Source organism: Aquabacterium sp. (assembly GCF_035476535.1).
Lineage (GTDB): Bacteria > Pseudomonadota > Gammaproteobacteria > Burkholderiales > Burkholderiaceae_C > Pseudaquabacterium.
Genome location: NZ_DATILJ010000146.1, coordinates 1 through 12,696, shown reverse-complemented (window position 1 = coordinate 12,696; position 12,696 = coordinate 1). Strand labels below are relative to the sequence as shown.

Sequence of the window (12,696 nt, the reverse complement as noted above, 5' to 3'; positions counted from 1 at the left end):
TTACGGGTCTTATTACTTGAGGTTCTTCGCGGTCACCAGCTCGATCGGTGTCTTCACCCAGCCTTTGAGCGGCTTGCTGTCCTTGCGTGACTTGATGCCGTAGTCGATCGCATTGGCCGCCATGTCGGTGCCGAACTGGTCCACCGTCGCCAGCACTTTGCCTTGCTTGATCAGCGGGCGGATGGCTGGAATGTTGTCGAAGCCCACGACCTTGATCTGGCCCGCCTTGCCGGCGGCGTCAATGGCCTTGGCCACGCCCAGTGCCATCGAATCGTTGGCGACCATCACGCCCTTGATGTCCGGATGGGCGGTGAGGATGTTGGTGAAAACGGCGTTGGCCTCTTCGGTTTCCCAGTGCGCCGTCTGCGAGGCGACGATGGTGAGCTTGCCGGCCTTGGCGGCATCTTCAAAACCCAGCTTGCGCTGCAGCGCGTTGTCGGCGCCCGGGTTGCCTTCGATGATGACGATCTTGGCGCCCGGACCCAATGCCTTGGCCAGTTCATCGCCCGCGAGCTTGGCGCCGCCGCGGTTGTCCGGCCCCACGAAGGCGAGGTCGAGGCCGGCCTTCTTCATCGCTGCCGGATCCAGCGCCACGTCGAAGTTCACGACCGTGATGCCGGCCTTCAAGGCCTTCGCGATGGGCGCCACCATCGCGCGTGAATCCGCAGGCGCAATGACGATGACGTCGTACTTCTGGGTGATGAAATTTTCGACGGCGGCGGTCTGCGCGTCGAAGTCGGTTTCCGACTGCATGCCCACGGCCTTCAATTCGAAGTCGCCGCGCTTCTTCTCGTAGGCCAGCGCACCTTCGGTCATGTTCTTGAAGAACTCATTGGCCAAGGACTTCATGACCAGCCCGACACGCGGCTTGGCCGTTTGAGCCTGGGCGGCAGGGATCAGCAGCGCGATGGCAGCGGCCACGGCGGCCGCGCGGCGGGTGAAGCGGATGGTCATGTTCGATGTCTCCTGAGCGTGGATCGACGTGGCCGGGGACGGCCCAAATGCCGGCACCGGTGTTGCGTAAAGGTTTGCGCAAACGTTTACGTCAACGGGCCGCATTGAATCCGAGCGCGTGGAAGCAAAACAGAGGGGTAACCCGGAGATCCGCGCCAGCGGTCCGAGTTCATCCAGAATCGTCGGCGATGCCTGCGCCGGCGTTCGCGCCACGCCGCTGGTCTTGTGCATGCAGGTCACGCCGAGCGGCGCCGCGGCGGCCCACTGACAGGGGAGCCCTATCGCATGACAAGGTACGTGATCGGTCCGGATGTCGCAGTGCGACTTGCGCAGCAGAAGTCCGGGGTGGCGCCTCAGCACCAGCTGCTGGCGCCCACGCTGCTCAGGTCGCAGGTGCTGTCGCAGCTGTACCAGGCGGTCCGGCGCGGCGATCTCGCTCAGAAAGAGGCCGAGCGCCAGCTTGACCACCTGCGACGACTCAAGATACGTCTGCTGGGCGACCGCGTCCTGCAGCGCGTGGCGTGGAAGCTCGCCGACCAACTGGCCTGGCCCGACACCTATGCCGCGGAGTACATCGCCCTGACCCAGCTCCAGGCCGATGCGTTCATCACGCTGGACGCCGAGCTGGCGCGAGCGGTGGATGGCGTGGTGACACTCGCGAGCATCGGCGATCTGCTGGGCGGTGCCTGACGTGTGCTTTCGCCGGCATTCGGCTTCCTGATCTTCCCGCTACGAAGGATGACACGGCACGGCACATCGCTCGGCCCTTCGGGTTGGGCCGGCTCTCTGCCCCCCAGACGATTGCTGCGTGTGTGCACGAACGCACAGATCCGACCTGCGATTATGGATAGCTTGATCGAACGCAAGCCCGGCGCTTCAGCAGTGCGCACACTCCGATGCACATCGAGATCGACTCCCTGAAAGAACCGACCACACCCATCCCGGCAAGCTCCGGCATTCGCCGGAAGATCACGCTGGCCTTCGCGGCCGCCTGCGTGGTCATCGTCGCGTTCACTGCGGTCGTGATTCAGTTTCAGCTGGGCGGTGTCGATCGAGGTGCTCGGCTGGAAGCGCGCAACCTCGCCAGGATGGTGGCGTACAGCGCAAGCGACGATGAGCATCTGCAACAGTACATCAAAGGGTTGCACGAGCTGTACCAGCGCGACGTCGTCATCGTGGATGCCCGGAAACTCACCGTCGCTGACGCGAATCCTTCGGAGGTCGGCGAGGTCTTCGCCGGCGATCCGGCCAACGAGGTCGGCCAGACCATCCGGGACGGCCGAACCAGGCTGTTTGTCGAGCGCAACAGCGAGCATCCCGAGGGCGCCAAGCAAATCACGGTACCGCTCTACCAGCACCAAGGTGCGGATTCCCCGATCGCCGGCGCCGTCGTTCTCGAGTACACGCAGATCTACCAGGAACTGCTGGACGCCTCCACCTGGCAGGTCTATTCGGTCGGCGCAGCGGGCTTGCTCTGCGCCGTGCTAGTCGGTCTGCTGGGCGTCACACTCAACGCTTCGCTGTCGCGCCGCCAGGAGGAAAAGGCAGCGGCACAGGAGATCGAGTACCTCGCCTTCCACGACAGGCTCACGGGACTTTCCAATCGCGGCATGTTCTCCAGATTGCTCGAGCAGGGGCTGCAAGAGGCCAAACGCTACGACCGCAAGCTAGGTGTCTTTTTTGTCGATCTCGACCGCTTCAAGAACATCAATGACACGCTCGGCCACCAGGCAGGCGATCTGCTGCTCCAGGAAATGGCGACACGACTCAAGTCCTGCCTGCGAGAGAGTGACTGCATCGCGCGTTTGGGCGGCGACGAGTTCGTCATCATGGTCCCGGGCGTCGACAGCGCCGAGCAGTTGGCGGCGGTGGCGCAAAAGGTCCTGGCCGCGGTCTCTCGAACCTTCGCGTTGGGCGATCATGAGTTCCACGTCACTGCCAGCATCGGCATCAGCATCTACCCGACTGATGGCGACGACGAGCGCGTCTTGATGAAGAACGCCGACATCGCGATGTACCAGTCGAAGGAAGATGGAAAGAACACCTTCACCTTCTACTCGCCCGGACTCAACACGCACTCGGTCGAACGGCTCGCCTTCGAGTCGAGCCTGCGGCGGGCGCTGGACGCTCGACAGTTTCAGGTGCACTACCAGCCAAAGGTCGACTCCCACACCAGCCAGATGACCGGCGTCGAAGCGCTCCTTCGCTGGAATCACCCCGATCTTGGGTCGGTGTCCCCGGCGAAGTTCATTCCCATGGCCGAGGAAAACGGCTTGATCGTGCCCATCGGCCGCTGGGTGCTCCTCACCGCCTGTCAACAGCATGTGGCGTGGCGGGACCTGGGCTACCCACCGTTGCGCATGTCAGTCAATCTTTCCGCGCGTCAGTTCTACGACGATCAGCTGCTCTCGGACGTTCGCTCGGTCCTGATCCAGACCGGGATGGATGCTTCGTTTCTCGAACTCGAGATCACCGAGAGCATGCTGATGCGCGACGTCGACAAGGCGAGCCAGGCGCTGGTGGCGTTCAAGAACCTGGGCATCCGCTTGTCGCTCGACGACTTCGGGACGGGCTATTCGTCGCTGTCGAACCTGAAGCGCTTTCCGATCGACACCATCAAGGTCGACCGCTCGTTCATTCGCGAGTTGCCGGCCAACGAGGAAGACCGGGCGATCACAGACGCGATCATCGCGATGGGCAAGTCGCTGAAGATGAGCATCGTGGCCGAAGGCGTGGAGACCGAGGGCCAGATCGAGTTCCTGCGGAACCACGCCTGCGACGAGTTCCAGGGGTTCTATTTCAGCAAGGCCGTGCCGGCTGCGGCGATCACCGACTTGTTGAGGGTGCAGCCCTGGGCCCATCCGCACGACGAGGCGGTGGTCTGGGGCGTCGAGGGTGTGTTTCCCGACTCGGCGCTGATGCCGCTCAGCTAGCTGAGGCTGGCCAGCGCTGTCTCCCTTTGCTCAACTCGTGGCAATGTCCACATTCGTGTTTGCGCTTGCGTCGTCGGGCTTGCATCGAGTGGACGTCTTCCAGCGGCCGCTTCGCGTGCTTTCGGCCGTGACTCATTTCAAACGTCACCGGCTGCCAGCGCGCACATGTGCACCGCATCAGCGAACCAGAACGGCAAGCCGACGCAGGTAGAGGTCGGTGGCGTGGGCCTGATCTCGCGCCTGCATGCGCTTGTAGTGGGTCGTGCAGCCGTTGCCGACGAGCATGCTGAACTCCGGAATGGCAATGACTTCACGCTCCGGCGGCACCGGGGAACGAAGAAGCCGGCAGGTTCAGGCCCAGATCGACGTGGCAGTCGAACCAAGCCCCACGACCACGCTCAGCGGCCAGCCCTGAAGGGACGGCCTCAAGCGCGGGTGACGCGAATCAGGATGCCGGTGTCGGCATACGACTTGAGCCAGGAGTTGTTGATGCCTTCGAAATTCGGCGCTTCCAGGCCGTCGCCCGGGTCCATGTATGAACCATTGGGCCGATTCAGCACGTAATGCAAGCCGACCACCTTCATGACAGCCATCACCTTGATGTCTCGATAGCCATCGCCGACGACAGGCGGCGTTGGGTGTTCGATGATGGCGAAACCTGCACCACGCGCCTGCGTCACGGCGCTGGCGTAGAAGGTGCTCAGCAAGGTTGCGTAGGCGCCAGGCGGCATGTAGATCTCGGCACCGAGGCCCAATGCGCGGGCCATTGCGGCGATGCGGCCAGGCATCGAGTAGCCGCGGTCGGCGAGTGCCGTTCCAGGTTTGCCCTCGCCAATCTGGCCGTAGATCCGGTTCTCGCTGTTCACATTCGCAGTCAGCGCCAATCCATCCGGAAATTGAACGACGCCCAGTTCGACGGCGGCACACAGGAGGCTCGCAGCGCCGCATGAATTCGTATAGGTCTGGGTGTGTGTGGCCATCGTTCGTTCCCCTGTTGATCGAGCCGGGGCACATGGGTTGTTCGTAGTAGCTCAGCCTTTCAAAGGCCAACCCTGCAGGGCAGCTTAACTCAGCATTCCGCTGAGGCCAAGGCATCCACCGGAACTGAGATCGCGCCTCGACCCGGGTGGCCCTTGCCGATGGCCTCCGGCACGTAGAAGCTGGTGTGGATGACGATGACTGCGATGGTGTCGAAGCCGCAACTCGAGACGGAAGCCGAGTTTCAGCAGGTGTGTGCGTGCATCGCCCGCGCCGGGCAAGCCACCACCGCGTCGCACAACCAAGTCGTGCTTGCAGCGGGATCCTTGGGCGTCTCGGCGCTGGTCTGTCTGCTCAACAACGGCGATCACGGACAGACCGAAACCACCGCCAACCTGCTTGGACCGTTCTGGCGCGAAGGCTCGCCCCGGATGGAGAGCGGATCCTCTCTGGTGCGGTCCGCAACGGCAGGCACGCCCATCTTTGTCGACGTGTGGATTCGAAACCGTCAGGGACCTCCTGTCGAAGGCGCCGACGTGGATGTGTGGCACTCCTCCAGCGAAGGCTTCTACGAGAACCAAGACCCCGAGCAGGCCGACATGAACTTGCGCGGCACCTTCACGACGGACGCGCAAGGCCATGTGGCCTTCTGCAGCATCAAGCCCCCCGTGAATCCGGCCCGGATTTCCCCAAACGGTCGTTCGTTGGCACGAGGCCGGTGAATTTCGTCCTCTTCGTGCCCGGCATGTCGATTCGGGCCGGTGTCGTTCGTCGTGCTGGTGGAGGACACAGCTATGTCCAAGATCATCGTGAATGCATTTTTGACCCTGGATGGCGTCATGCAGGCGCCTGGCGGCATCGGCAAGCGGCTCTTCGGCAGTGGCACGGTGCCGGTGGCGCTCAAACAGGTGGAGGTTGTCACGAGCGGCAAGGGCGCGACCTACCATCGGTTCGAGTGCAGCGGGAAGCCGGAGTACGGGCAAATGGGGAGTCCCCGATGACCGAAGTCTCCTCGCGGCCCGACGCGCCGCCCATTCAAGCCGACGACGCGCCGAACGGGCGTCTGCTGATCGGCAAGGTCGCCGTCGTCTACGGCGGGGGCGGGGCCGTCGGCGGTGCCGTCGCGCGTGCATTCTCGCGGCACGGTGCGCGGCTGTTCCTCGTCGGGCGCACGCTGCGCAAACTGGAGCTGGTGGCCAGCGATATCGAAGCCGGCGGCGGGCGCGCTGCCTGCGCGGCCATCGACGTGTTCGACGCGGCAGCGATCACGGCTCACGCACATGCCATCGCGGCGGCGTGCGGCGGCATCGACATCGCGATGAACGCGACCGGCTTCCACCACGTTCAGGGCAAGCCCTTCGCCGAGCTGTCGGTCGACGAGTTCATGGCGCCGATCGATGCCTACCTGCGTTCGCTGTTCACCACCGCGAAAGCCGTGGCGCCGTGCATGGGCCGACGCGGCAGCGTGATCCTGAGCCTGTCGACGCCGGGTTCGCGCCTCGTCTGGCCGGGCTTCCTCGGCTACGGCGTGACCTGCGCCGCGAAGGAGGCGTTCACGAAGAAGCTCGCGGCCGAGCTGGCGCCGCAGGGCATCCGCGTCGTCTGCCTGATGCCCAATGCGATCGCCGATGCGCTTGCCCACGGCTCGCATGTGCGCGAGGTCTTCGCGCCGCTGGCCGCAAGCACGGGCACGACGGTGGAGGCGATGCTGGCCGCACCGCCGGAGGCGGCCTTGCTGAAGCGTTTGCCCACGCTCGCCGAAGTCGCCGGCGCGGCGGTCTTCGCCGCGTCGGACCTGGCAGGGGCCATGACCGGCGCGGTCATGAACCTCAGCGGCGGGCTCGTCGTCGACTGAGGTCGCCGCCGGGCATGGATCCGTGGATCAGGTCAATGTGCCGCCCTTGACGAAGACGCGCTTGCCGGTGTCGTGCCAGACCGCGCGCTGCTCCTGGGGCGTCAGCAGCGACGACGCATCGCGCAAACGCTGCACCATGTCCTTGTAGGTGCCCGACGAGGTGCCGATGTCCGAGCCCCACATCACGTGGTCGGCACCGAACAGGTCGACGGCGCGTCGCAGCACCTTGTCGGCCGGGATGCCGGCCTCGCGGCAGATGTCGAGGTTGATCGACGTGAACTTGAAGAAGATGTTCTTGTGCGCGGCCAGCGTGGCATAGCGCTCGTCGAGGCCGAAATGCGCGCCCTCGTCCATCTCCGGTTCGAGCAGGTGGTCCAGCACGATGCGCACCGCCGGATAGCGGCGCGTCAGCTCGATGATGCTCGGGATCGACGGGCCTCCGCCGCCCTGCGACAGCACTTCGAGGTCCATCACCAAGCCGGCCTCTTGCGCCACGTCCCAGGTCTTCAGCGCTATCGGTGAATTCAGCCAGGGCATGCTGCCGTCGGCTTGGCGCCCGCCGAACAGCCGCACGCCTGCCAGGCCGTGCTGCCGGATCCAGCTGCGCACCAGGCCGGCGGTGGCTTCGTGCTCGGCATCCAGGATGACGACCGCCGAGAACAGGTCGGCGTATTGGTCCGACGAGTCCAGGATGTAGCTGTTGTCGTAGCGGTAGATCATGCGCTTCTGCACGGCAACGATGCCGTCGACGTTCTCTTCCTTCATCCAGCGCAGCATGCGCAAGGCGTCGGGGACTTCGTTGATCGGGTTGGGGCCGTGGTGGCCGCCGGGACGGCCGATCACGCCGGGCGGCCGGTAGGGCGCGTCCGCGGCGCGCTGCATCGGGTTGCGCGGGTAGCGCTGTTGGTCGTCGGCGACCAGGTGGGCATGCGAATCGAACAGCAGCGGGCGCTGATTGGGGGTGGCGTTGGCGTTCATGAGGTTCTCTGCGGCGTGGTGTTGCGGTGTAGCGTGGCGGGGTGTGGCGCGGTCATTCCAGCGTGATGCGTGCCGAGTCGATGACCTTCTTCCACTTCACGGCGTCGCTGGCCATGCGTTCGGCCAGCAACTCGGGCGTGCCGCCGCCGACGGTGGCGCCGTACTCCTGCAGCCTGGCACTCACCTCGGGCAGGGCGAGCACGGCGTTGATCTCGGTGTTCAAGCGCTTGACGACGGCTGCCGGCAACTGCGCCGGCCCGACGACGCCGAACCAGACCGACGCCTCGACCTCGAAACCCTGCTCGATGGCCGTCGGCACATCGGGCAGCAGCGGGAAGCGCTTCTTCGACGTCACCGCCAGCCCCTTCAGCTTGCCGGCCTTGATGTTGGCGACGAAGGCGGTCAGCGGTGCGCTCACCATGTCGACCATGCCGCCCATCAGGTCGGACATCGCCGGTGTGTCGCCCTTGTACGGCACGTCGATGGCGTCGGTCTTGGCGATAGCCTGCGTCAGCGCCGCCGCCAGGTGACCGATCGTGCCGTTGCCGGGGTTGGCGATCGTCATGCGGCCGTCCTTGGCGCGGGCGTCGTCGAAGAACTGCTTCAGGTTGTGGGCCTTGACCGACGGGTTGGCCGCGAACACCAGCGGGATCTCGCCGACGAGCACGATCGGGCTCAGGTCCTTCGCCGGATCGAAGGGCATGGCCTTGTAGAGCAGCTTGTTGTTGGCCAGCGGGCCCGAGGTCGTCAAGGCCAGCGTGTAGCCGTCCGGCGCGGCCTTGGCAACGAAGTCGGTGCCCAGGTTGCCGCCGGCGCCGGCCTTGTTCTCGACCACGAGCGTCTGGTTCAGCCGCGCGCCCAGGCGCTGCGCGATGAGGCGCGCAACGGCGTCGGTGCTGCCGCCGGCCGGGAACGGCACGACCAGCGTGATGGGCTTGCTCGGCCAGTCGGCCGCCAGCGCGGCCGGCGCGAGCGCCGCGGCCAGGCACCAGCTCGCCAGGGCGATCCACAGAGGACGGTTGAACATCGGGGATGTCTCCTTGCAGCACGCCCGCAGGGCGTGCGGTGCTGCGTCTTGGTGATGGAAAAACACGGGTAAGGACGGGGCGGATGATGGGCGGCAGGTCGGACAGGGGCAAGCAAAGTGTCACCACTTTCCGTGGCGCGGAATCCCTGCGGTGCCGGCGCGATACTCCCTTCCGAATCCGGCATCCGGATCGAAAGCGCCGCCAGGCCATGACCACCGCGCGTCCCGTCAACGTCGTTGTCCGCGCCCTTCAGTTGTTGCGGGCGCTGAACCGCGAGCCGGTGTCGACGATCGACACGCTGCACAAACACACCGCGCTGCCGAAGCCGACCATCGTGCGGCTGCTTCGCACGCTGGAGAGCGAAGGTCTGGTCAAGCATGCGCCGCAGTACGGCGCCTACTACCTGACGGCGGAGGTCAACGCACTGTCCAGCGGCTACCACAGCGAGCCGCGCATCGTCGAGGCCTCGGCCGCCATCGCCGACGCGCTGACGCAGGCGCTGAAGTGGCCGGTGTCGGTGGCGGTACAGGACGGCGACGCGATGATCGTGCGCTACAGCACCATTCCGAATTCGCCGCTGTCGTTCTTCCATTCGACGATCAACATGCGGCTGAGCCTGCTGACGCAAGCACTGGGCCGCGCCTACCTGGCCTTCTGCGATCCGCTGGCGCAGCAGGCGCTGCTCGAACTGCTGGCCCAAACCGGGCAGTCCGATGCCGAGCGGGCGGTCGAACCTGCCGGCATCCGGCACCTGCTGGCCCAGGTGCGTGCGCAGGGCTACGCGCTGCGCGACCCGCGCGTGCGGCCGGAGTCGTCGACGATCGCGGTGCCCATCTTCGAGGGCGGGCGCGTGATCGCGACGATCGGCCTGACCTGGTTCAGCTCGGCGCTGACGGTCGCACAGGCGGTCGAGCGTTTCCTGCCGCCGCTGCAGCAGGCGGCGGCCGACATCGCGTTGGCGCTGGAGCGGCTGGGCTGAACTTTCCGCGCCACGGAAAGCGTCCAAGCATCGCTTGGTGCCACGCCCCGGCTCGTCGATCATGCCGCCTGCCGAATCGCGGCGGCACCGGCCGACGCGCCCGGCGACGAGGACTACCCACGATGAGCAAGACGATGGCCAGCCTGGAAGGCCCACCGCTAACCCGCTATGCCAGCGTCGACGCCGCCGGGCTCGACACGGCCACGGCCTACCGGCTGATCTGCGGCGTCGTCGTGCCGCGGCCGGTGGCCTGGATCACCACGGTCAGCCGCGACGGCGTCGTCAATGCGGCGCCGTTCAGCTCGTACAACTACGTCGCGCACAGCCCGGCGATGCTGGCGGTCAACATCGGCTCGCGTGCCGGCGTGCTGAAGGACACGGCGCGCAACATCCGCGACACCGGCTGGTTCTGCGTCAACGTCGCCACCGAGGACGTGATGGAGACGATGCACCGCTGCGGCGCCGACTACGCGCCGGAGATCAGCGAGCCCGAGGCGCTGGGCATCGCGCTGCTGCCAGGCACCCACACGCCGGTGCCGCGCATCGCCGCATCGCCCATCCACATGGAATGCCGGCTCGACCAGGCGGTGATCCTCGGTCGCGGCCTGAACACGCTCTACATCGGCGAGGTGCTGGTCTTCCACCTCGACGAATCGATCTACGACGGCCGCCATGTCGACAGCGTGAAGCTGCGGCCGGTGGCCCGCCTCGGCGGCCCGTACTACGCGGCGCTCGGCGAGATCTTCCACCGTCCCGCGCTGCAGAAGCCGCCGGGCGCAACAGAGGAGTGACGATGAGCTACACGCTGCCCGCGGCCGACAGCTTCCACGTCGGCACCTTCATCAAGACGACCTCGCCGCAGGTGGTCGAGATCCTCGGCGGCACCGGGCTGGACTTCGCCGTGCTCGATGCCGAGCATGCGCCGTTCGACCGTGCGGCGCTCGACCTCGCGCTGCTGGCCGGCCGCGCCGCGCAGCTGCCGCTGCTGGTGCGGGTGGTCGACCGCGAGGCGGCGACGCTGCTGTCGGTGCTCGACCTCGGCGCCGCCGGCGTGCTGGTGCCGCATGTCGACAGCGCGGCGCAGGCGCGCGACGTGGTTGCGCATTGCCGCTACGTCGGCGGCGACCGCGGCTTTTCGAGCTTGCCGCGCGCCGCCGGCTACGGCGCACTGGGCATGAAGGCAGCGATCGCGCAGGGCGACCGCAGCGTCGTCATGTGCCAGATCGAGAGCGTGCAGGCCGTCGAGCAGGCCGCGCAGATCGCCGCCGTGCCCGGCGTCGGCGGCATCTTCATCGGCCGTGCCGACCTGGCGTTATCGATGGGACTCGACGATGCGCAGCACGCGCAGGTGCTCGCCGCCACCGAGCGCGTGATCCGTGCCGGGCTGGAAGCCGGCAAGGTGGTCGGCATGGTCGTCGGCAGCCTGGCCGAGCGCGAGCGTTATCTCGCGTTTGGCGTGCGCTGGTTCCTGCAGGCGTCAGACCAGGCGCTGCTGCGCCAGGCCGCGCAGGCCATTGCCCGGCCGGCGTCGGCGCGCCAGGGGGCGGCATGAAGATCACGGTCGTCGGCGCGGGGGCCATCGGCGGCTGGCTGGCGGCGCGGTTGGCACTGGCCGGCGAGCAGGTCAGCGTGTTGGCGCGCGGCGCCACGCTGGCGCGCATCGCCGCCCAGGGGATCGAGCTGCACAGCGGCGGCGAGCGCCACCGCGTGCGCGTGAACGCCGCCGCCGAAGCCGCCGCGCTGGGGCCGCAAGACCTGGTGTTCGCCTGCGTCAAGGCGCCGGCGCTGCCGGCACTGGCACCGGCCTTGCGCCGCCTGATGCACGACGACACGCTGCTGCTCAGCGCCGCCAACGGTCTGCCGTGGTGGTACTTCCTGCCGCCCGGCGTCGCCTGCCAGGGCCTGAGCTTGCGGGGCGTCGACCCGCTGCGCGCACTGGAGCAGGCCATCCCGCTGCCGCAGGTCCTCGGCCTGAGCGTCTTCGCGGCGTGCCACTGCCCGCAGCCCGGCGTCGTCGTGCACGGCGCGGGCTCGCGCCTGGTGCTCGGCGAGCCGGCCGGCGGCCGCAGCGCGCGCGCGCTGGCGCTGGCCGATCGACTGCGCGGCGCCGGCTTCGCGGCCGAGCTCAGCACCGACATCCGCCGCGACATCTGGGTCAAGCTGCTCGGCAATGCCTGCTTCAACCCGGTGAGCCTGCTGACCGGCGCCGCCAGCGACGACATGATCGACGACCCGAAGCTGTACGGGCTGTTCATGCGCATGATGGAAGAGGCCATCGGCGTCGGCGGCCGCCTGGGGCTGGTGCTCGACGTCGAGTCGGCGCAGCGCATCGCGCAGTCGCGCCAACTCGGCCACATCAAGACCTCCATGCTGCAGGACCTGGAAGCCGGCCGCACGGTGGAGATCGAGGCCATCCTCGGGGCGCTTGTCGAATGCGCCGCGGCGGTGGCGATGCCGGTGCCGACGCTGGACGCCGTGCTCGGGCTGGCGCGCCAGCGCGCGCGCACCGCCGGCCTGCTGCAGCCATGAGGACCTTGCAATGACGATCCGCAGTGAACAGATCCGCGACCTGACGGCCGACCTCTACGAGTGGTCGCTGAAGAAGGTGCCCGATGACATGCAGCGCGCACTGCGCGCCGCCGGCGGCCGCGAACGCGGCGAACTCGGCCGCGCCACGATCGCCATCATGGTCGACAGCGCACAGGCCGCCGAAAGCAGCGGTGGACTGGTCTGCTCGGATATCGGCATCCCGGTCTACAGCCTCAAGGTCGGCACCCGTGTGCGGTTCGACGGGCCCGTCAAGCAGGCCATCGTCGACGGCTTCGCGCTGCTGGCCGCGCGCATCGACCCGCCGATCCTGAAGATGGTGACCAACCCGCTGACGCACGAACGCAGCCACAGCGGCAAGGACATCCCGATCGTCACGGTCGATCTCATCGACGATGCCGACTATGTCGAGATCACCTGCGCGCCCAAGGCGATGGGCACCGG

Annotated in this window: 14 protein-coding genes; 10 read left to right on the top strand and 4 right to left on the bottom strand. The window is 66.9% G+C overall.

Annotated elements, in window-relative coordinates; genetic code table 11:
• Window positions 1–12 precede the first annotated feature (12 nt).
• Complete coding sequence (locus VLK61_RS14650; protein WP_325422350.1) at window positions 13–1,314, bottom strand: sugar ABC transporter substrate-binding protein; 1,302 nt, start codon at window positions 1,312–1,314, stop codon at window positions 13–15.
• Between VLK61_RS14650 and VLK61_RS14645 the strand changes: the two genes are divergently transcribed.
• Window positions 1,300–1,644, top strand: a complete 345-nt coding sequence (locus tag VLK61_RS14645; protein WP_325422349.1) for a type II toxin-antitoxin system VapC family toxin — start codon at window positions 1,300–1,302, stop codon at window positions 1,642–1,644. The genes VLK61_RS14650 and VLK61_RS14645 overlap by 15 nt on opposite strands.
• Before the next feature lie 206 nt (window positions 1,645–1,850).
• Complete coding sequence (locus VLK61_RS14640; RefSeq protein WP_325422348.1) at window positions 1,851–3,887, top strand: putative bifunctional diguanylate cyclase/phosphodiesterase; 2,037 nt, start codon at window positions 1,851–1,853, stop codon at window positions 3,885–3,887.
• A gap of 425 nt (window positions 3,888–4,312) precedes the next feature.
• On the opposite strand, the gene VLK61_RS14635 is transcribed toward VLK61_RS14640, so the two are convergent.
• Window positions 4,313–4,867, bottom strand: a complete 555-nt coding sequence (locus VLK61_RS14635) for a hypothetical protein (protein ID WP_325422347.1) — start codon at window positions 4,865–4,867, stop codon at window positions 4,313–4,315.
• A gap of 189 nt (window positions 4,868–5,056) precedes the next feature.
• Between VLK61_RS14635 and VLK61_RS14630 the strand changes: the two genes are divergently transcribed.
• The 3 genes from VLK61_RS14630 (at window position 5,057) to VLK61_RS14620 (ending at window position 6,720) form a co-directional block, all read left to right on the top strand.
• A complete protein-coding gene (locus VLK61_RS14630) occupies window positions 5,057–5,587 on the top strand; it encodes a hypothetical protein (protein WP_325422346.1) in 531 nt (176 codons plus the stop codon).
• Window positions 5,588–5,659: 72 nt separating this feature from the next.
• Window positions 5,660–5,866, top strand: coding sequence for a hypothetical protein (locus VLK61_RS14625; protein WP_325422345.1), 207 nt, complete (start codon window positions 5,660–5,662; stop codon window positions 5,864–5,866).
• On the top strand, window positions 5,863–6,720 hold the full coding sequence (locus VLK61_RS14620) for an SDR family oxidoreductase (protein WP_325422344.1): 858 nt from the start codon (window positions 5,863–5,865) through the stop codon (window positions 6,718–6,720). Before VLK61_RS14625 ends, VLK61_RS14620 begins: the two co-directional genes overlap by 4 nt.
• A gap of 27 nt (window positions 6,721–6,747) precedes the next feature.
• On the opposite strand, the gene VLK61_RS14615 is transcribed toward VLK61_RS14620, so the two are convergent.
• Together VLK61_RS14615 and VLK61_RS14610 are read right to left on the bottom strand one after the other, a co-directional pair.
• Window positions 6,748–7,698 (bottom strand): amidohydrolase family protein, encoded by a 951-nt coding sequence (locus tag VLK61_RS14615; RefSeq protein WP_325422343.1) that lies wholly within the window; start codon window positions 7,696–7,698, stop codon window positions 6,748–6,750.
• Window positions 7,699–7,750: 52 nt separating this feature from the next.
• Window positions 7,751–8,725 carry a Bug family tripartite tricarboxylate transporter substrate binding protein gene (locus VLK61_RS14610; RefSeq protein WP_325422342.1) on the bottom strand — a complete coding sequence of 325 codons (975 nt, stop codon included), beginning with the start codon at window positions 8,723–8,725 and terminating at the stop codon, window positions 7,751–7,753.
• A gap of 209 nt (window positions 8,726–8,934) precedes the next feature.
• Between VLK61_RS14610 and VLK61_RS14605 the strand changes: the two genes are divergently transcribed.
• The 5 genes from VLK61_RS14605 to VLK61_RS14585 form a co-directional block, all read left to right on the top strand.
• Complete coding sequence (locus tag VLK61_RS14605; RefSeq protein WP_325422341.1) at window positions 8,935–9,705, top strand: DNA-binding transcriptional regulator; 771 nt, start codon at window positions 8,935–8,937, stop codon at window positions 9,703–9,705.
• Window positions 9,706–9,827: 122 nt separating this feature from the next.
• The gene (locus tag VLK61_RS14600; protein WP_325422340.1) at window positions 9,828–10,496 is read left to right on the top strand and encodes a flavin reductase family protein; all 669 of its coding nucleotides are present in this window, start codon (window positions 9,828–9,830) and stop codon (window positions 10,494–10,496) included.
• A gap of 2 nt (window positions 10,497–10,498) precedes the next feature.
• A complete protein-coding gene (locus VLK61_RS14595) occupies window positions 10,499–11,257 on the top strand; it encodes an HpcH/HpaI aldolase family protein (protein ID WP_325422339.1) in 759 nt (252 codons plus the stop codon).
• Entirely contained in the window at window positions 11,254–12,234 is a 981-nt protein-coding gene (locus VLK61_RS14590; RefSeq protein WP_325422338.1) for a ketopantoate reductase family protein, read from the top strand. The genes VLK61_RS14595 and VLK61_RS14590 overlap by 4 nt, the downstream gene beginning before the upstream one ends.
• 10 nt (window positions 12,235–12,244) lie before the next feature.
• A partial coding sequence (locus VLK61_RS14585; protein ID WP_325422337.1) for a fumarate hydratase occupies window positions 12,245–12,696 on the top strand: 452 nt, incomplete at its 3' end.